This is a genomic window from Pseudomonas sp. AC463 (genome assembly GCF_979253585.1).
Genome location: NZ_CEEDDZ010000005.1, coordinates 175,334 through 193,173 on the forward strand (window position 1 = coordinate 175,334; position 17,840 = coordinate 193,173).

At 62.6% G+C, this 17,840-nt stretch carries 16 protein-coding genes; 6 read left to right on the top strand and 10 right to left on the bottom strand.

What is annotated here, in order from left to right; genetic code table 11:
* Positions 1 to 34 precede the first annotated feature (34 nt).
* Positions 35 to 922, bottom strand: coding sequence for a LysR family transcriptional regulator (locus AC0IYH_RS08085; RefSeq protein ID WP_122774929.1), 888 nt, complete (start codon positions 920 to 922; stop codon positions 35 to 37).
* Positions 923 to 1,054: 132 nt separating this feature from the next.
* On the opposite strand from AC0IYH_RS08085, the gene lysM reads away from it, so the two are divergent.
* Positions 1,055 to 1,495 (top strand): peptidoglycan-binding protein LysM, encoded by a 441-nt coding sequence (gene lysM, locus AC0IYH_RS08090; protein ID WP_116627555.1) that lies wholly within the window; start codon positions 1,055 to 1,057, stop codon positions 1,493 to 1,495.
* A gap of 48 nt (positions 1,496 to 1,543) precedes the next feature.
* On the opposite strand, the gene yrfG is transcribed toward lysM, so the two are convergent.
* Positions 1,544 to 2,206 carry a GMP/IMP nucleotidase gene (gene yrfG / locus AC0IYH_RS08095; RefSeq protein WP_471833770.1) on the bottom strand — a complete coding sequence of 221 codons (663 nt, stop codon included), beginning with the start codon at positions 2,204 to 2,206 and terminating at the stop codon, positions 1,544 to 1,546.
* A gap of 87 nt (positions 2,207 to 2,293) precedes the next feature.
* Here yrfG and nudE point away from each other — a divergent pair, with 87 nt between their 5' ends.
* On the top strand, positions 2,294 to 2,860 hold the full coding sequence (gene nudE / locus AC0IYH_RS08100; protein WP_116627553.1) for an ADP compounds hydrolase NudE: 567 nt from the start codon (positions 2,294 to 2,296) through the stop codon (positions 2,858 to 2,860).
* The gene (cysQ, locus tag AC0IYH_RS08105; protein WP_122774928.1) at positions 2,857 to 3,693 is read left to right on the top strand and encodes a 3'(2'),5'-bisphosphate nucleotidase CysQ; all 837 of its coding nucleotides are present in this window, start codon (positions 2,857 to 2,859) and stop codon (positions 3,691 to 3,693) included. The genes nudE and cysQ overlap by 4 nt, the downstream gene beginning before the upstream one ends.
* Before the next feature lie 65 nt (positions 3,694 to 3,758).
* Here the strand turns inward: cysQ and AC0IYH_RS08110 are convergent, their stop codons facing one another.
* Genes AC0IYH_RS08110 through rfbB form a run of 7 tightly spaced genes read right to left on the bottom strand, consistent with a single transcriptional unit; the run spans position 3,759 to position 10,830 of the window.
* Complete coding sequence (locus tag AC0IYH_RS08110) at positions 3,759 to 4,214, bottom strand: YiiD C-terminal domain-containing protein (protein WP_471833888.1); 456 nt, start codon at positions 4,212 to 4,214, stop codon at positions 3,759 to 3,761.
* A 26-nt stretch (positions 4,215 to 4,240) separates the two neighbouring features.
* Positions 4,241 to 5,626, bottom strand: coding sequence for a sigma-54-dependent transcriptional regulator (locus tag AC0IYH_RS08115; protein ID WP_471833773.1), 1,386 nt, complete (start codon positions 5,624 to 5,626; stop codon positions 4,241 to 4,243).
* On the bottom strand, positions 5,623 to 7,431 hold the full coding sequence (locus tag AC0IYH_RS08120; RefSeq protein WP_122774927.1) for an ATP-binding protein: 1,809 nt from the start codon (positions 7,429 to 7,431) through the stop codon (positions 5,623 to 5,625). Before AC0IYH_RS08120 ends, AC0IYH_RS08115 begins: the two co-directional genes overlap by 4 nt.
* 36 nt (positions 7,432 to 7,467) lie before the next feature.
* Positions 7,468 to 8,337 (bottom strand): dTDP-4-dehydrorhamnose reductase, encoded by an 870-nt coding sequence (gene rfbD / locus AC0IYH_RS08125; protein WP_471833775.1) that lies wholly within the window; start codon positions 8,335 to 8,337, stop codon positions 7,468 to 7,470.
* Positions 8,334 to 8,879: a dTDP-4-dehydrorhamnose 3,5-epimerase gene (gene rfbC, locus AC0IYH_RS08130; RefSeq protein ID WP_122774925.1), complete on the bottom strand. Its 546-nt coding sequence runs from the start codon at positions 8,877 to 8,879 to the stop codon at positions 8,334 to 8,336. Before rfbC ends, rfbD begins: the two co-directional genes overlap by 4 nt.
* Entirely contained in the window at positions 8,876 to 9,751 is an 876-nt protein-coding gene (rfbA, locus tag AC0IYH_RS08135; RefSeq protein ID WP_122774924.1) for a glucose-1-phosphate thymidylyltransferase RfbA, read from the bottom strand. The genes rfbC and rfbA overlap by 4 nt, the downstream gene beginning before the upstream one ends.
* Positions 9,748 to 10,830 (bottom strand): dTDP-glucose 4,6-dehydratase, encoded by a 1,083-nt coding sequence (rfbB, locus tag AC0IYH_RS08140; protein WP_122774923.1) that lies wholly within the window; start codon positions 10,828 to 10,830, stop codon positions 9,748 to 9,750. The genes rfbA and rfbB overlap by 4 nt, the downstream gene beginning before the upstream one ends.
* A gap of 151 nt (positions 10,831 to 10,981) precedes the next feature.
* Between rfbB and AC0IYH_RS08145 the strand changes: the two genes are divergently transcribed.
* The 3 genes from AC0IYH_RS08145 to AC0IYH_RS08155 all read left to right on the top strand — a co-directional run bounded on the left by AC0IYH_RS08145 (position 10,982) and on the right by AC0IYH_RS08155 (position 15,560).
* Positions 10,982 to 13,882 (top strand): aminotransferase, encoded by a 2,901-nt coding sequence (locus AC0IYH_RS08145; RefSeq protein WP_471833777.1) that lies wholly within the window; start codon positions 10,982 to 10,984, stop codon positions 13,880 to 13,882.
* Between the two features lie 121 nt (positions 13,883 to 14,003).
* Positions 14,004 to 15,110 carry an agmatine deiminase gene (gene aguA / locus AC0IYH_RS08150; protein ID WP_471833779.1) on the top strand — a complete coding sequence of 369 codons (1,107 nt, stop codon included), beginning with the start codon at positions 14,004 to 14,006 and terminating at the stop codon, positions 15,108 to 15,110.
* 234 nt (positions 15,111 to 15,344) lie between these two features.
* Entirely contained in the window at positions 15,345 to 15,560 is a 216-nt protein-coding gene (locus tag AC0IYH_RS08155) for a hypothetical protein (RefSeq protein ID WP_471833780.1), read from the top strand.
* Between the two features lie 79 nt (positions 15,561 to 15,639).
* Here AC0IYH_RS08155 and AC0IYH_RS08160 read toward each other — a convergent pair whose 3' ends face one another.
* On the bottom strand, positions 15,640 to 17,727 hold the full coding sequence (locus AC0IYH_RS08160; protein WP_471833782.1) for a TonB-dependent receptor: 2,088 nt from the start codon (positions 17,725 to 17,727) through the stop codon (positions 15,640 to 15,642).
* Positions 17,728 to 17,840 lie beyond the last annotated feature (113 nt).

A 17,840-nucleotide genomic window follows, 5' to 3' on the forward strand; every position in this document is an offset into this window, starting at 1 on the left:
TTGCCAGTACTGATCTACCGATAGATGACGTCGATCAAGACACTATTTGCGATTTCTGAAACAGCGCGAAACACGCTTCCGCCAGCGCCGAGCGCGGGGCGCTACGCCGCATGATCAGCCCCAGGCGCGCCAGGGTGTGGGCGTCTTCAATGGGTTGTAGGCGCAAATGCTCGGTAAGTGCATCCAGGCCGCCGTCCAGCGGCATCACCGCGCAACACAATCCTCCGTGCACAGCTTGTAACAACTGATGGACGGCATCGGTCTGCAACAGCGGTTGCGGGTTGAGGCCACGGCTGTGGAAGTTATGGTCGATGGACTGGCGAAAGTGCATGCCGCTGGTGAGCATGCCCAGGGGCAACTCGGTCAGTGCCTCCCAGCTCAACGGCGTGTCGCCGAAGCTGAAATAGCGCTGGTCGTAGAGCAGGCCCATGCGGGTTTCGCCGAGGGCGAGGGAGTCGAAGCGCTCGTTGTCCAGGCGCTCCAGGTACGACACGCCGAGGTCCAGGCGGTTGCTCGCGAGCTGTTCAAGGATCTGCTCGGAGCTGAGCGCCGACAGCTCGAAGCGCAGGCTCGGGTGCTCTTTGTGCAATTGTTGCATCAAGGCCAGCGGATCGAAACTCGACAGCGGCACCACCCCCAGGCGCAACGTGCCGACAAGGTTGCCGCGACAGGCTGCTGCTTCAGCTTGCAAGCCGTCGTACGCCGCCAGCACGGTGCGGGCCCAGGCCAGCACCCGTTCACCGGGTGCGGTAAAGCCTTCAAAGCGCTGGCCGCGATTGACCAGGGGCAGGTCCAGTTCCTCTTCGAGACTGCGCAGGCGCATCGACAGGGTCGGCTGGGTGATGTGACAGCGCGCGGCTGCCTGGCCGAAGTGACGGGTTTCGTCGAGGGCGATGAGGAATTTCAGCTGTTTGATGTCCATCTTCGCTCCAGGGCTTATTCCAATGGCGGGGGGATTCTAGCGCGTTTGGGTCTTTGGCCGGGCTGGAACCCAAATCGGTGGGACTGGTCTAGTCTTGGGCATCTGGAAACCAAATCCCAAGGAGAGCGCACCATGAGCATTTTCAGCTTTATCAAAGAAGCCGGCGAAAAGATTGTCGACCTGCTGACGCCGGGTAATGCGAACGCCAGTGAGCAGTTGAAGGAACACGTATCCAAGGTGGGCCTGGGTAATCCGAACGTGCAGACCACAGTGGAGGGCGACAAGGTCACCGTCACCGGTGAGGTCGCCACCCAGGAAGAGAAAGAGAAAATTTTGTTGGCGCTGGGCAATATCGCCGGTGTGGCCAGTGTGGATGATCAGATCACCGTGACCGGCCCGGCAGTGGCCGCTGCGCGCTTCGTGGTGGTGAAAAAAGGCGACACCCTGAGTGCAATTTCCCTGACGGTGTATGGCAACGCCAACCAGTACAACAAGATTTTCGAGGCTAACAAGCCGCTGCTGTCGCATCCGGATAAAATTTACCCAGGTCAGACCCTGCGTATCCCCGAGTAATACGCAGATAAAAAATGTGGGAGGGGGCTTGCCCCCTCCCACATTGGTTTAGAGTCCGGCAATGAGATCGCGGTAGTCGTCGACAGCGGCAAACTCCCCGGTGTCTTTTGGCCCCTTCTTGCTGTCCGGCTCCTTCACCGCCAGCAAATACCCCACACCAAACTCCCGGGCGCTGCGCAGGATCGGCAAGGTGTCATCGATAAACAGGCTGCGGGCCGGGTCGAAGTGGATATCGGCTTGCAGGGCGTCCCAGAACTGCGGGTTTTCCTTGGCGAAACCGTAGTCGTGGGAGCTGATCAACCGCTCGAAATACGGCGCCAGTTCAATGCGTTCCAACTTCAATGACAGCGAGTCACGGTGAGCATTGGTGATCAGGATCACCCGCTTGCCGGCCTGTTTGATCGCCGCCAGAAAGGTGTCGGCATCCGGGCGCAGGGCGATCAGGTGGGCGGTTTCCAGCTTGAGTTCGCGCACCGGAATCTTCAGCTCGGTGCTCCAGAAATCCAGGCAATACCATTGCAATTGTCCGGCGTTACGCTCGAACAGCGGCAGCAACTCCATCTCGGCCATTGCCCGGCTTACCCCGTGCAGCTCGGCGTAGCGCTGGGGCAGGTGCTCCATCCAGAAGTGGTTGTCGAAGTGCAGGTCGAGCAGGGTGCCGTCCATGTCCAGTAGGACGGTGTCGATGGCGTGCCAGGGCAAAGAGGGCATGGGGCGTTCTCATGTAAGTAAAGATATCCGACACAGACAATCGGAAAAGCCACGGTATAGTAACCCGATCACGCCAAGGAGCCGCTTATGCGCCAGAAACCCACCGTCCTCGCTCGCGAAATAGTCGCCAGTAGCCGTTTGTTCCGCGTGGAGGAAGTGCAATTGCGCTTTTCCAACGGCGTTGAACGGACCTACGAGCGCCTGGTAGGTCGCGGTGCCGGTTACGGCGCGGTGATGATCGTGGCGATGATCGATGAAGACCATGCGTTGCTGGTGGAAGAGTACTGCGGCGGTACCGACGAATATGAATTGTCCTTGCCCAAGGGCTTGATCGAGCCTGGCGAGGATGTACTGGCGGCGGCGGACCGCGAGCTCAAGGAAGAGGCGGGCTACGGCGCACGCCAGTTGGAACACCTCACCGAGCTGTCGTTGTCGCCCGGCTACATGAGCCAGAAAATCCAGGTGGTGCTCGCCACCGACCTCTACGAAGAGCGCCTGGAAGGCGATGAGCCCGAACCGATGCGCGTCGACAGGGTCAACCTGCGTGAGTTGTCGCAACTGGCACAAAACGAGCAATTCAGCGAAGGCCGCGCCCTGGCCGCGCTGTACCTGGTACGAGATTTGTTGATTCAGCGTGGAGCGTTTACCGCATGAGCGAACTGTTTTTAGGCCACCCGTTTATCGCCCCGGTCATCGAGCTGGCTCGCCAGGCGGGTGAAGTGATCCTGCCGTATTGGCGGGCCAATGTGGCGGTAACGTCCAAGGCCGATGACTCGCCGGTGACGGCAGCTGACCTGGCGGCTCACCACCTCATCCTCGCCGGGCTCACGGCGCTGGACCCGAGCATTCCGGTGCTGTCTGAAGAAGACGCCGATATCGACCAGAGCGTGCGCGCAGGCTGGCAGCGCTGGTGGCTGGTGGACCCGCTGGACGGTACCAAGGAATTTATCGCCGGCAGCGAAGAATTTACCGTGAATATCGCCTTGATCGAACAGGGCCGCGTGGTGTTTGGCGTGGTGTCCATGCCTACCAATGGCCGTTGCTACTTTGGCGGCGCCGGTTTGGGCGCGTGGCGTTCCGATGTGAACGAGGCGCCCAGGCAGATCCAGGTGCGCGAGATGCCGGCAGCGGGCGAGTCGTTTACCGTGGTGGCCAGCCGTCGGCATACCAGCCCCGAGCAGGAGCGTTTGCTGGACGGTTTGAGTGAAGGGCTGGGCGCGTTGAAACTGGCGAATATCGGCAGCTCGTTGAAGTTCTGCCTGTTGGCCGAAGGCAGCGCCGATTGCTACCCACGTCTGGCGCCGACCTCGCAGTGGGACACCGCTGCAGCCCAGGGCGTGCTGGAAGGCGCGGGCGGCGAAGTGTTGGAGTTGAGCGGCGCGCCGTTCAGCTACCCGGCGCGGGAATCGCTGCTGAACCCGTTCTTTTTGGCATTGCCGGCGAAGGCGGCATGGCGTGAGCGATTGTTGAGCCTCGCCAGATCTTAAGATCACAGCAGATTCAAATGTGGGAGGGGCAAGCCCCCTCTTACATTTGTTTTGTGTTGTAGTTTCTAGCGGTGCAGGACGTATTGGCCGGTGAAGGCTACCGCACGCTCCTCACGCCCCTCATTCACAATCCACGTCTGCAGCGTCAACCGCGCCCGGCCATAGCGCTTGTACGTCGCCAAAAAACGCTTCCACACCTTCTCCTCCGGCGCCGCGCACACTGCGGTCGCGTCCTGCGTCACCGGCAGCGGGTAGCTGATCTGCCCTTCCTGAATCACGATATGCCCGTCCTCGATGCCTTCTTCGCGCAATTGCAGGTGCAGCCAACCCCAGCCCGCCAGCACCGCGCCGCAGTAGAGGCTGCCGCCGAACATGGTGCTCTTGTGGTTGATATTGGCCTGCAGCGGCAGGTGCAGTTGCAGTTGGCCGTTTTGCCAGTCGAGCACCGTGAGGCCCATTTCCCGGGTGAGGGGGATGTCGTGGTGCAGGATGGATTCCAGGTAACGGCTGTCGCGGCTCATGGCGGCCTCTTGCTTGGTGGGCGGGGTCATTCGTCGTCGGTGCTGTGGTTGCCGCTGTCGGCGAAGTTAAGGCCGTGCTTGCGCAGTTTGTCGTGCAGGGTCTTGCGCGGCACGCCAAGGGCTTCGGCAAGGCTGCGCACGGAGCTGTGGGGGCGGGTGAGTTCGGCGGCGATCAGGCTTTTTTCGAACTGTTCGACCTGCTCGCTCAAACCGCCCGGCGTGGAGGTCAGCACACCGGCCGATGGATTATCCGGCGTGTTGTCCAGCGCCAGCTCCAGGCCCAGGGCGAAACGCTCGGCGGCGTTCTGCAGCTCGCGCACATTGCCAGGCCAGCTGTGACGCAACAGTAGCGCACGCTGGCCTGGTTGCAGCTCATGCAGGGGCAGGCCGTGGCGGCTGCTGGCTTCGTCGGCGAAGTGCTGGAACAGCATCAAGGCATCTTCACCGCGCTCGCGCAGTGGCGGAATGCGCAGCGGCGCGACGTTGAGGCGGTAATACAAGTCGGCGCGGAAGCGGCCCTGGTCGGCGGACTGGCGCAGGTCTTCCTTGGTGGCGGCGATGATGCGGATATCCAGCGGGATCAGCTGATTGCCGCCCAGGCGCTCGACCACGCGCTCTTGCAGCAGGCGCAGCAGCTTGACCTGCACGTCCAGGCTCATGCTTTCGATTTCATCCAGGAACAGCGTGCCGCCGTTGGCAAATTCGAACTTGCCGATACGGCGTTTCTGCGCGCCGGTGAACGCGCCCGGTTCATGGCCGAACAGCTCGCTCTCCACCACCGATTCGGCCAGGGCGCCGGCATTGATCGCCACGAATGGCCCGGCGCGCCGGCTCGACAGGTCGTGCAGCGCGCGGGCGACCACTTCCTTGCCGGCGCCGGTTTCGCCGAGGATCAGCACGTCGGCCTTGGTCGCCGCCAGTGCGCCGATCTGCTCGCGCAGGCGCAGCATTTGCGGCGAGTGGCCCACCAGGCGCGTGCTCAGTTGCTGGCGATCACTCAGGGCCAGGCGCAGGCTGCGGTTGTCCAGCACCAGGCGGCGCAGGGCCAGGGCGCGGCGCACGCTGTCGAGCAGGGCGTCGCTGGCGAAGGGTTTTTCCAGGAAGTCATAGGCGCCGGCGCGCATGGCCTGTACCGCCAGCGGCACATCGCCGTGGCCGGTGATCAGCAGCACCGGCAGGTCCGGGTCCTGGCCGTGCAGTTCGGCGAGCAATTCCAGGCCGTCCATGCCTGGCATGCGGATATCGCTGACCACCACGCCCGGCCAGTCCCGTGACAGGCGCGCGGTGAGGCCGGTGGCTTCGCCCAGGGTCAGGACTTTCAGCCCGGCCAGGTCCAGGGTCTGGCACAGGGCCTGACGCAGGTGTGGATCGTCGTCGATCAACACCACCTGAATCTGGTTATCGATACTCATACACTGCGGTCCTCGGACGGTTGCAGACTGACGCCCGGCGAGCCGGCACGCAATTTCAGGGTTAACAGCGCGCCGCCTTCCTTGTGGTTGGCGAACAGCAGTTCGCCGCCAAACGCACGCATCAAGGTGTCACAGATCGCCAGGCCCAGCCCGAGGCCCTGGGTGCGGGTCTTGGTGGTGTAGAAGGGCTCGCTGGCGCGGCCCAGGGCTTCCATGCAAAAGCCCGGGCCGTTGTCGCGAATGTACAGGTTGACGCCCTGTTCGGTGGTTTGGGCACTTAGCCACAGCTTGCGCGGCGGGCCTTTTTCAGTAAGGGCATCGAGGGCGTTGGCCAGCAGGTTGCCGAGCACCTGGCGCAAGCGGGTTTCGCCGGCTTGCACCCACAGGGTCGCTTCGGGTAAATCGCGGATCAACTCGACTTCCATCGAGCGCCGCCGCTTGGCCAGCAAGGCCAGCGCATCGTCCAGTGCCGGTTGCAGGGCCACGCTTTCCGGGGCATGCCGGTCGCGGCGGGCGAAGGCGCGCAAGTGCGCGATGATCGAGGCCATGCGCCCGGTCAGCTCGCTGATCAGCTTGAGGTTGCCCCGGGCATCGCTGGTGCGTTCGTGGTCGAGGAGGATCTCGGCGTTTTCCGCGTAGCTGCGAATCGCCGCCAGGGGCTGGTTGAGTTCGTGGCTGATACTCGCCGACATGGTGCCCAGCGCCGACAGCTTGCCGGCTTGCACCAGGTCATCCTGGGCGCGCACCAGTTCCTGCTGGGCGTGTTCGCGCTCCAATACTTCCTGTTTCAGGCGTCGGTTGAGGCCTTCGAGGTCACTGGTGCGTTCGACCACGCGGGCTTCCAGCTCGCGTCGGGCCTTGGCTTCGAAGGCGATGCGGTCCAGGTAATGGCGGCGGCGCTGCATCATCAAGCCCAGCAACAGCATCAGCACCAGCAACGTGGCGCCACCGACGGCGACCACCGTGCGCACCGGGCGGTTGATCAGCGAGCGCGGCGCGAGGATTTCCACGTTCCAGCCGGTTTCGGCAATGGCAGTGGATTGGCGCAGCCAGGCCGTGGAACTCAGGGCCAGCGGCTGCGGGTCGCGGGTCGGGTAAGGCTGGATGGCAATGATGGCCTGGCGCTCTTCGGCGGTCAGCGGCCGCGTGGCGCGGAATCGCCATTGCGGGCGCGAGGTGAGGATCACCACGCCATTGTGGTCGGTCACCAACAATTGTTCCGGGGTATTGCCCCACAGGCTCTCGGTGTGGTCCAGGTCGACCTTGACCACCAGCACGCCGATGATGCGCGCGCCATCACGCACGGCTGCGGCGAAAAAATAGCCGCGCTTGGCCGAGGTGGTGCCTAGGCCGAAGAACCGCCCCAGGCGCCCGGCCATGGCCTCGCTGAAATACGGGCGGAACGAGAAATTGCGCCCGACGAAGCTGTCCTGTTTGTCCCAGTTGGACGCCGCCAGCGTCTTGCCGGTAGTGTCCATCAGGTACATCACCTCCACCCCGGCCTGGGCGGCGACGTCCTTGAGCAGCAGGTTGGCGCTGACAAGGTTGGTGCTCACCTGCGGCGCATCCAGCGCGGTGCGCAGGGCCGGCAAGTCACCGAGAATCTGCGGCAACACCTCATAGCGGTGCAGCGTGCCCAGCAGGTTGGCGACGTACAGGTCGAGGGTCTGGCGGTTCTGCCCGGCCAGTTCGCTGCGGTAATAGCGCTCGGCCAGGTGCTCCAGCGGCCACAACAGCGGTGCCAGGCACAACGCCAGCAGGGCGAGGCTGCGCCAGCGGGGTCTTCGCGGAAGGGGTGGAGTCATGGGGTTCGTGCGCCTGTGGGTACAGGCGCATTATGCCTAGTGCTGCCCGGCAAGACACTCGCGCAATGCGTCTTGCCACTGCGGCTGGCTGACATGCCACTGCTGTTGCAGGCGGCTGCAGTCCAGGCGTGAGTTCAACGGACGCTTGGCGGGCGTCGGGTAGGCGCTGGAAGGGATGGCTTCCAGCTCGGCGCAGGCTTTGCCTTCTGCGCGCAGGTGTTCGCCAATGGCTTGGGCAAAACCAAACCATGAGGTTTCCCCTTGGGCGGTCAGGTGATAGACGCCCCAGTCCCCGGCGGTACCGGCTTGCCAGCGTTCGATCAACACGCGCGTGCTGCTGGCAATGGTCCCGGCCCAGGTTGGCGCACCGATCTGATCGGCGACGATGCGCATCTGCGGCTTCTCCTGCAACAGGCGTTGCATGGTCAGCAGGAAATTCTTGCCGTGGTTGGAGTAGACCCAACTGGTGCGCAGGATCAGGTACTCGCCGCCCACAGCAGCAATCGCCTGTTCACCGGCGAGTTTGCTCTGGCCATATACGCCCAAGGGGTTCGGCGTGTCGGCTTCGGTGTAGGGCGCCGACTTGCTGCCGTCGAACACGTAGTCGGTGGAGTAGTGGATCAACGGAGCGCCCAGGGCCTTGGCTTCCTCTGCGAGGATGCCGGGGGCGATGGCGTTGATGGCAAAAGCGGCATCCGGCTCGCTTTCGGCCTGGTCGACGGCGGTGTGGGCGGCGGCGTTGATGATCAGGTCGGGGCGGTGGCTGCGCACCTGCTGGCGGATCTGGTCCGGGTTGGCCAGGTCCAGTTGGTCGCGGCCCAGGATGATGAGTTCGCCGAGGTCGTGGAGCTGCTGTTGCAGCGCTTGGGAGACTTGACCGTGAAGGCCGGTGATGAGGATTTTCATGGGAACACGTCGGCTTCCATCAGGGGTTTACCGGCCTGATCCTTGGCGGACAACTGTGGCGACTCGGCCAGTTCCCAGTCGATGGCCAGCGTAGGGTCACTCCACAAAATGCAGCGTTCGGCGCTCGGCTGGTAGTAGTCGGTGGTTTTGTACAGAAACTCGGCAGCGTCGCTGAGCACCGCAAAGCCATGGGCAAAACCTTCCGGTACCCACAGTTGGCGGCGGTTCTGCGCGCTAAGGCGTACGCCTACCCACTGGCCGAAATTCGGCGAGCTGCGGCGAATGTCTACTGCTACGTCCAGCACCTCACCGGCGGTGACGCGTACCAGCTTGCCCTGGGTGTGTTCTAGTTGGTAATGCAGGCCACGGAGTACACCCTTTTGTGAGCGTGAGTGGTTGTCCTGGACGAAATCGCGCTTGAGCCCGGTGGCCTCCGCAAAGGCCCGGGCGTTGAAACTTTCGTAGAAAAAGCCACGCTCGTCGCCGAACACCTTGGGTTCGAGGATCAGCACGCCTGGCAATGCGGTTTCAACTACGTTCACTTGCTCTCTCCAGCCAGCGAGTAGAGGTATTGGCCATAACCGGTCTTGCCGAAGTATTTGGCGCGTTCGAGCAGGTGGTCGCGGTCGATCCAGCCATTGCCGTAGGCGATTTCTTCGAGGCAGGCGACTTTCAGGCCCTGGCGGCGCTCGATGGTCTGGACGTATTGCGAGGCGTCCAACAGGCTGTCGTGGGTGCCGGTATCGAGCCAGGCGAAGCCTCTGCCGAAGCGCTCCACCTGTAGGTCACCCCGGTGCAGGTAGGCGTTGTTGACGTCGGTGATTTCCAATTCGCCGCGGGCAGAAGGCTTTACCGCTTTAGCGATGTTGACCACATCGTTGTCGTAAAAATACAGGCCGGTTACGGCATAGCTGGATTTGGGCACTGCCGGTTTTTCTTCGATGGACAGGGCGCGGCCTTCGCTGTCGAAGTCGATCACGCCGAAGCGCTCCGGGTCCTTGACCCAGTACCCAAACACCGTGGCCCCTTTGCCGCGCCGGACCGCTGCATGCAACTGCGCACTGAAGCTTTGCCCGTGGAAAATGTTGTCGCCCAGGATCAGGCACACCGGGTCGTTGCCGATGAACTGCTCGCCAATCAGAAAGGCCTGCGCCAGGCCATCAGGTTTGGGTTGTTCGGCGTAGCTGAAATGCACGCCGAACTGACTGCCATCGCCCAGCAGGTTGCGGTATTGCGGCAGATCCGCCGGGGTAGAGATCACCAGGATCTCCTTGATGCCGGCCAGCATCAGCACCGAGATCGGGTAGTAGATCATCGGTTTGTCATAGACGGGTAACAGTTGCTTGGACACTCCCAGGGTGATGGGGTGCAGACGGGTGCCGGAGCCGCCGGCCAGTACGATGCCTTTCATCATGCAATCAGATCCCTCGTGTCGGTATTGCCCAATCGTTGACCCTGATAACTGCCGTCCTGAACCCTGCGGCACCATTCCAGGTTATCGAGGTACCACTGCACGGTTTTGCGCAGCCCGGTTTCAAAGGTTTCCAGGGGTACCCAGCCCAGTTCGCGCTGGATCTTGCCGGCGTCGATGGCATAACGAAGGTCGTGGCCGGGGCGATCCTTCACAAAAGTGATCAGGTCGCTGTATTGCTGCACGCCGGATGGGTGCTGCGGCGCCAGTTCTTCCAGCAGCGCGCAGATACTGCGGACAACCTCGATGTTCTTTTGCTCGTTGTGGCCGCCGATGTTGTACGTTTCGCCGACGACACCATCGGTCACCACTTTGATCAATGCGCGTGCATGGTCTTCGACGAACAGCCAGTCGCGCACTTGCAAACCATCACCATAGACCGGCAACGGCTTGCCCGCGAGTGCATTGAGGATCACCAGCGGGATCAGCTTTTCTGGAAAGTGGAACGGCCCGTAGTTGTTGGAACAGTTGGTCAGCAGCACCGGCAGGCCGTAGGTTCGCTGCCAGGCGCGCACCAGGTGGTCGGAGGCGGCCTTGCTGGCGGAGTAGGGTGAGCTCGGCGCGTAGGGCGTGGTTTCGGTGAACAGGTCGTCCACGCCATGCAGGTCGCCGTACACCTCGTCTGTGGAAATATGGTGGAAGCGGAACGCGCTTTTGTCCGGCTCGGCGAGCGTCTGCCAGTAGCCGCGTGCGGCTTCGAGCAGGCTGTAGGTGCCGACGATATTGGTCTGGATAAAATCCGACGGGCCATCGATGGAACGGTCCACATGGGACTCGGCCGCCAGGTGCATGATCGCCTGGGGCTCGAAGCGAGCGAGCACGGCGCTCACGGTGGCCTGGTCGATGATATCGGCCTGGACGAACTCATAGCGGCTGTTGGGCGCGATGCTGGTGAGCGACTCCAGGTTGCCGGCGTAGGTGAGTTTGTCCAGGTTGAGCACTTCGTGTTCCGTGTGTTGGATCAGGTGACGTACCAAAGCAGAACCGATAAAACCGGCGCCACCGGTAATGAGAATGCGCATGTCGGGGGCCCTTTTCCTTAAGACGTACGTTTAGCGAATGGAGCATAGCCGGTGTTGTGGCACCGGGCAGCGCGGTTTGTATCGGGGGGTTGCGTAAGCGCCCTGAACAATGGCGATATACACCCCTGAAAAAAAACCGAGGCCACCTCCCATGCTGCTCGCCACGCTGATCCATCGCGCCAGTCTACCCTGCCCGCAAGTCGGCCCCGACCAGGCGGCGGCCCTACTTGAGCAGCATTACGGCCTCACTGGCGCGTTGCAATCACTGGGCAGCCAGCAAGACCTCAACTACAAAGTCGACAGCGCCCGTGGCCGCTTTGTTCTGAAAATCTGCCGGGGCGACTATGCCGCCGTGGAGTTACAGGCCCAGCACGCCGCGCTCAACACGCTGCAGGCCGTGCGCGTGCCCAAGGTCATCCAGGCGTTGAACGGCGAAGAGCTGCTGACCCTGACGCTCGACGGCCAAACCCTGCACGTGCGGTTGCTGGACTATATCGACGGCCAGCCCCTGACTCATCTGCCTCACCTCGGTCGTGACGTGATCGCAGGCTTCGGCGAATTGTGCGGCCGCATGAGCCTGGCGCTGGCCGACTTCACCCACCCGGGCCTGGACCGCACCCTGCAGTGGGACCCGCGCCATGCCCGCGAGCTGATCACTCACCTGCTGGCCACGTTGCCAAACCTGCCGCACCGCGCAGCGCTGGAGCAGGTTGCCGAGCAGGTTGAAACACGCATCCGCCCCCTGGCCGACCGGTTGCCGTGGCAGGCGGTGCACATGGATATCACCGACGACAACGTGGTGTGGCAGCGCGATGCCCAGCGTCATTGGCAAATCCAGGGCGTGATCGATTTTGGCGACCTGGTGCACACTTGGCGCATTGCCGACCTGTCGGTAACGTGCGCGGCCTTGTTGCACCATGCCGAGGGCGACCCGTTTGCCATCCTGCCGGCGATCCAGGCCTGCCATGCCATCACGCCGTTGCAGCACGAAGAATTGCAGGCGCTGTGGCCGCTGATCGTCGCGCGTGCGGCGGTGCTGGTGTTGAGCAGCGAGCAGCAGCAACGCCTGGATCCGGATAACACCTACCTGCTGAAAAACGCCGAGCATGAGTGGGAAATTTTCCATGTGGCGACCTCGGTGCCGTTCGAATTGATGGAGGCGGCGATTCTTGGCTGTGTCGGGCAGGCACCGGCGCCGATTGCCGGCCAAGGCTTCGCGCCTTTGTTGCCAGGCTTGGTGGGCCGTGAGTTTGCGCTGATCGACTTGGGTGTACTCAGCCCGCATTTCGAGGCAGGTAACTGGGAGCAGGCCGGTATCGACCAGCGTTTATTGCAGGACGCGGCGGCGGTGCATGGCCTGGCGGCGAGCCGTTATGGGCAATATCGGTTGTCACGCACACAGCCCGACAGCGCCGATGAGCCGGAAACATTCCCGCTGCATGTGGAACTGCATGTGCCCCTGGGCACCTCTGTCGAAGCGCCGTTTGCCGGCACCGTGCATGCGCGCGCGGGAGGCGAGTTTTATCTGCACAACAACGCGTCGAGCGTGCGGCTGTGGGGCGTCAAGGCGCTGTTGCAGCCTGGCGCCGCCGTGCTCAAGGGCCAAGTGATCGGCGAGGTCGCGGGCCCGCTGCGGGTGCAGCTGTGTCGCTCTGATTTGCTGGCGCCGCTGTTTTGTACGCCGTCGCGGGCGCAGGCGTGGCAACAGCTTTGCCCATCGCCGGCAGCGCTGCTGGGGCTGGCCTGTGAAGCCGAGCCCGAGCTGGACCCCGAAGCCCTGCTGGCCCGCCGTGACGCCAGTTTCGCGCGCTCGCAGAAACACTATTACGTCGACCCGCCGCGTATCGAGCGCGGCTGGCGCAATCATCTGATCGACATGCAGGGCCGGTCCTACCTCGACATGCTCAACAACGTCGCAGTGCTGGGCCATGGCCACCCACGCATGGCGGCGGTGGCGGCGCGCCAGTGGTCGCTGCTCAACACCAACTCGCGCTTTCACTACGCGGCGATTGCGGAGTTTTCCGAGCGCTTGCTGGCGCTGGCGCCAGAAGGCATGGACCGCGTGTTCCTGGTCAATAGCGGCACCGAAGCCAACGACCTGGCGATCCGCCTGGCGTGGGCCTACAGCGGCGGGCGCGACATGCTCAGCGTGCTGGAGGCGTACCACGGTTGGTCGGTGGCGGCGGATGCGGTGTCGACCTCGATTGCCGACAACCCCCAGGCGCTGAGCAGCCGGCCGGATTGGGTGCACCCGGTGACCGCGCCGAATACCTATCGGGGCGAGTTCCGTGGGCAGGACAGCGCTCCGGATTACGTACGAAGTGTGGAACACAACCTGGCGAAAGTCGCCGCGAGCAAACGCCAACTGGCGGGCTTTATCTGCGAGCCGGTGTACGGCAATGCCGGCGGCATCTCCCTGCCACCGGGCTATTTACAGCAGGTCTATGGGTTGGTGCGCGCCCAGGGCGGCGTGTGCATCGCCGATGAAGTGCAGGTGGGGTATGGCCGCATGGGCCATTTCTTCTGGGGCTTTGAGGAGCAGGGCGTGGTGCCCGATATCATCACCATGGCCAAGGGCATGGGCAACGGCCAGCCGTTGGGGGCGGTGATCACGCGGCGTGAAATTGCCGAGGCACTGGAGGCCGAGGGCTACTTCTTCTCGTCGTCGGGGGGCAGCCCGGTCAGTTGCAGGATCGGCATGGCAGTGCTGGATGTGATGGAAGAAGAAAAACTGTGGGAAAACGCCCAGGTTGTTGGCGGGCATTTCAAGGCGCGATTGGAAGAACTGATCGACCGTCACCCCTTGGTGGGCGCCGTGCACGGTTCCGGCTTCTATCTGGGCCTGGAGTTGGTGCGCGACCGACACACCCTGGAACCCGCGACGCAAGAAACCACGCTGCTGTGCGAGCGCTTGCGTGAGCTGGGGATTTTCATGCAGCCCACCGGCGACTACTTGAACATCCTCAAGATCAAGCCGCCCATGGTCACGTCCAGGCGCAGCGTGGATTTCTTTGTCGACATGCTGTCGAAGGTCCTGGACGAGCAACTGTGATAGCCGATTGTTATCGGCTATTTATTGTCATATTTATCATTCATGATCGTTGATCGCTTTTAATGCCGATTTTTATCCGTTATAAAGTCGACCTTCAACCCCATTCGGAGTCCTGATCGCCATGACCACCCTGCACAGCACCCCCCGCGCCGATGGCTTCCATATGCCTGCCGAATGGGCGCCACAGACCCAAACCTGGATGGTCTGGCCCGAGCGCCCGGACAACTGGCGCCTGGGTGGCAAGCCGGCGCAGGCCGCTCACGTGGCGGTGGCCAAGGCCATTGCGCGGTTCGAACCGGTCACCGTGGCGGTTTCCGCCGGCCAGTACGAAAACGCCCGCGCGCGTCTGGACGTGCCGAATATCCGTGTGGTGGAGCTGTCCAGCGACGATGCCTGGGTGCGTGATACCGGCCCGACCTTCGTGATCAACAACAGCGGTGAAGTGCGCGGCGTGAACTGGGACTTCAACGCCTGGGGCGGTTTTGACGGCGGCCTCTACGCGCCCTGGAACCGAGACTCGCAGGTGGGCGGCAAGATCCTCGAAATCGAACGCGCGTCGCGCTACCGCACTGAAGGTTTCGTGCTGGAAGGTGGCTCGATCCACGTTGATGGCGAAGGCACGCTGATCACCACCGAAGAATGCCTGCTGAACCGCAATCGCAACCCGCACCTGGACCGCGCCGAAATCGAAGCGGTGCTGAGCGCCAACCTGGCTGTGGATAAGATCATCTGGCTGCCGGACGGCCTGTTCAATGACGAAACCGACGGCCATGTGGATAACTTCTGCTGCTACGTGCGCCCAGGCGAAGTCCTGCTGGCCTGGACCGACGACCCGCAAGACCCGAACTACGCGCGGTGCCACGCTGCCATGGATGTACTGCAAAGCAGCACCGACGCCCAGGGCCGCGCGTTCACAGTGCACAAAATGCCTATCCCGGGGCCGCTGTACGCGACCGAGGAAGAGTGCGCAGGCGTGGACCCGGTGGACGGAACCCAGGAGCGCAACCCAAGCGTGCGCCTGGCCGGCTCCTACGTGAACTTCCTGATCGTCAACGGCGGCATCATCGCGCCGAGCTTCGACGACCCGCTGGACAGCCAGGCCAAGGCGATCCTGCAGAACCTGTTCCCGCAGCACGAAGTGGTGATGGTGCCGGGCCGTGAACTGTTACTGGGCGGTGGCAACATCCATTGCCTGACCCAACAACAGCCGGCTCCGCACAAGAATTGAGTGCAGTTGTAACAGCCTCAGGGCGGTGACCGGGCGATACCCGGTTCCAGCCCCCCCGGCAAGCCCGCGGCCCTGCAAGGTCGCGGGCTTTTTTGTGGGCAAATGCCTGTAAACCCGAGACCTTGGCATAGCTCTTGTATCGCTGTTGTCACAGCGGCCCAAGGTGTTGACTAAGCGGTTCTGTCATAAACCTTGAGTAAGTTAGCCGCTCACGCAGTAGGAGAGAGCGCTGAAATGAATGCCGATATCAACCTGATATACACGCGCACGTTCCACCCTTCGCGGGTCAACGGCGACGCGATTCATGCGCTGGCGCATTGGTTGAAGGAAAACGGCTCGCGGCAGATCAGGCAGCAGCCGGACCTGCGCCGCATGATGGGCGAGCGTTATCCACAGGGGTTGTTCAGTGAGGATGAAGTGCACGCGTTGTGCGACCTGCTGAAAAACTAAACAACACTGATATCAAGTGTGGGAGGGGCGGTGCGACGATTCGACTTGCCCCCTCCCACATTTAATTCTGTGAACGGCTTTAGAAGCTGTAGGTGCCCGTAACCACCAGGCTACGCGGCTCACCCGGCTGAATCTGCGCCACACTGGTCGCCGACGCGTAGTAAGTCTTGTCGGCGATATTGTTCAGCGCAGCCCGCAGGTCCCATTCCTTCTGGCGAAAGCCCGCCAACGCGTCCCAACGCCCATAACCCGGCAGCACGGCGGTGTTGAGGCTGTCGGCATAACGGTCACCCACCAGCGTCAGCCCGGTTTCCGCGTACCAGCCCATTTCCGGTTTCCAGGTGATGAACAGGCTGGCGTTGCGCTTGGCCACGTCGCTCACGCGTTTACCTTCAAAACCATTGTTGTCCTTCTCGACCTTGGCATCCTGCAGGCCGATGCCGCCGCGCACATACCAGTTGTCGACCAGCTTGCCGGTGGCCGTCAGCTCCACGCCGCGTGAACGTTGCAGGCCGCTGAGCAGTGTGATGGTGCGGTCCAGCGGGTCGCTGGTACGGCGGTTGTAGAGTTCCAGTTCATACACGGCCAGGGTGGTGCTGAGGCGATCGTCTAGCCAGTCACTCTTGACGCCGATTTCCTTCTGCTTGGTCAGCTCGGGGCTCAGGTCGTTGACGCTGCCGGCCGCGTTGGGCGTGATGCCGATCAAACCGCCACCCGCCGGGGAGAAGGTTTTGCTCCACGAGGCGTAGAACGAGTGATGCTCCAGCGGCGTCCACACCAGCCCGAAGCGCGGGCTGGTGCTGCGGCTCTCGACGGCTTGCTGGGTGTTGAGCAGTTTGTTTTTGGTGTCCACTTCGAAGTAGTCGTAGCGCAGGCCGCCCAGCACTTGCCATTGATCGTTCAGGCGCAGTTGGTCCTGCACGTAAACGGCGCGGCTTTCGACTTCGGTGTGGTTGTTGCTCGACACGCTCATCGACCCGGTGTGGCTCAGGTGGCGATTGGGCTGGTTGAGGTCCACGGGAGGCACGACCCGGCCGCCACGGCCGACCGCAGTGGCGGTGTATAGCTTGGGGTCGCGGCGCTGGTTGCCCAGCTCCAGGCCGGTGAGCAGGCGGTGCTCCAGGCCGTAGGTGCTGAAGCCGCCTTCGAGCTCGACGTTGTTGAAGATATTGAGGGTGGTCAGGTCCTGCTGCCAGTGTTGGCGCGTGACGCTGTTGGTCGCCGGGGTGTAGCCGGTTTGGTAGGTGTTGTCGAAATCGCTGTCGAGCTTGAACACGCCCAGGGTCTGGCGCAGTTGCCAATTGTCGTTGAGTTCGTAGGCCAGCTTGGAGCGCAGCGACTGGGTTTTGTCGTCGATGTAATCGTTGCTATCAAAGTAGGTGGTGCTGCGGCTCACGTCCGCCGGGCGGCCGTTGACTGCGGGGATGCCACGGTCCGGGGTGCGGTTGTAGCGGCTGTATTCGTATTGCACCAGCCAGTTCAGGTCCGGTGTCAGCTGCCAGCTCATGGACGGGGCAAACAGCTGGCGATTGCCGCTGACGCCGTCGCGGAAGCTGTTGTTGTCCTGGTTGCCCATGTTCAGGCGCAGGCTGATGGTGTCTGTGGGGTCGGTGCTCAAATCCGCGTACAGGCTGCGCAGGTCATTGCTGCCGCCCTGGGCTTCGATGCTCGACTTATGCCCGGCCGTGGGCAGTTTGCTCACGCGGTTGACGATCCCTCCCTGACCGCCTCGCCCGTAGAGCACCGCTGCCGGGCCTTTGAGCACTTCGATGCGCTCGATGTTGTGCAGGTCGCGCACGTATTGGCTGTCGTCGCGAATGCCGTCCAGGTAGAAGTCGTTGCTCGCGTCAAAACCTCGAATGCGCAAGCTGTCGAAGCGCGTGTCGGCGCCGCTGCTGACGTTGGGGATGCCGCTCAAGGCCTGGCCCAGGTCATTGGTGCCGTAGGAGCGCAGGCTTTCGGTTTTTACCGAGTCGATGGCCTGGGGCACATACCGCACGGGCGTGGCGGTGCGGGTAGCGGTGCTGGTTTCCTTCACGCGTGGATCGTCTTCGTCAGCTTCGGCGCTGATCGAGGTCTCGGGCAACGTGGTGGCCGCACAGGCAAAACCGGCAGACAGCAGAACAGAAAGCCCAAGGGTGATGGGCGACAGGCGAGGGGCAGGCATGGACGAATGTATCCGAATTGTTAGGGAGGAAAACTGCGCGCTAATGGTAATGCTTTGCATTTGCGCGCGTTATAGATTCCCAAATGTATCGGCTTTGGAATGTGTTACCAGAT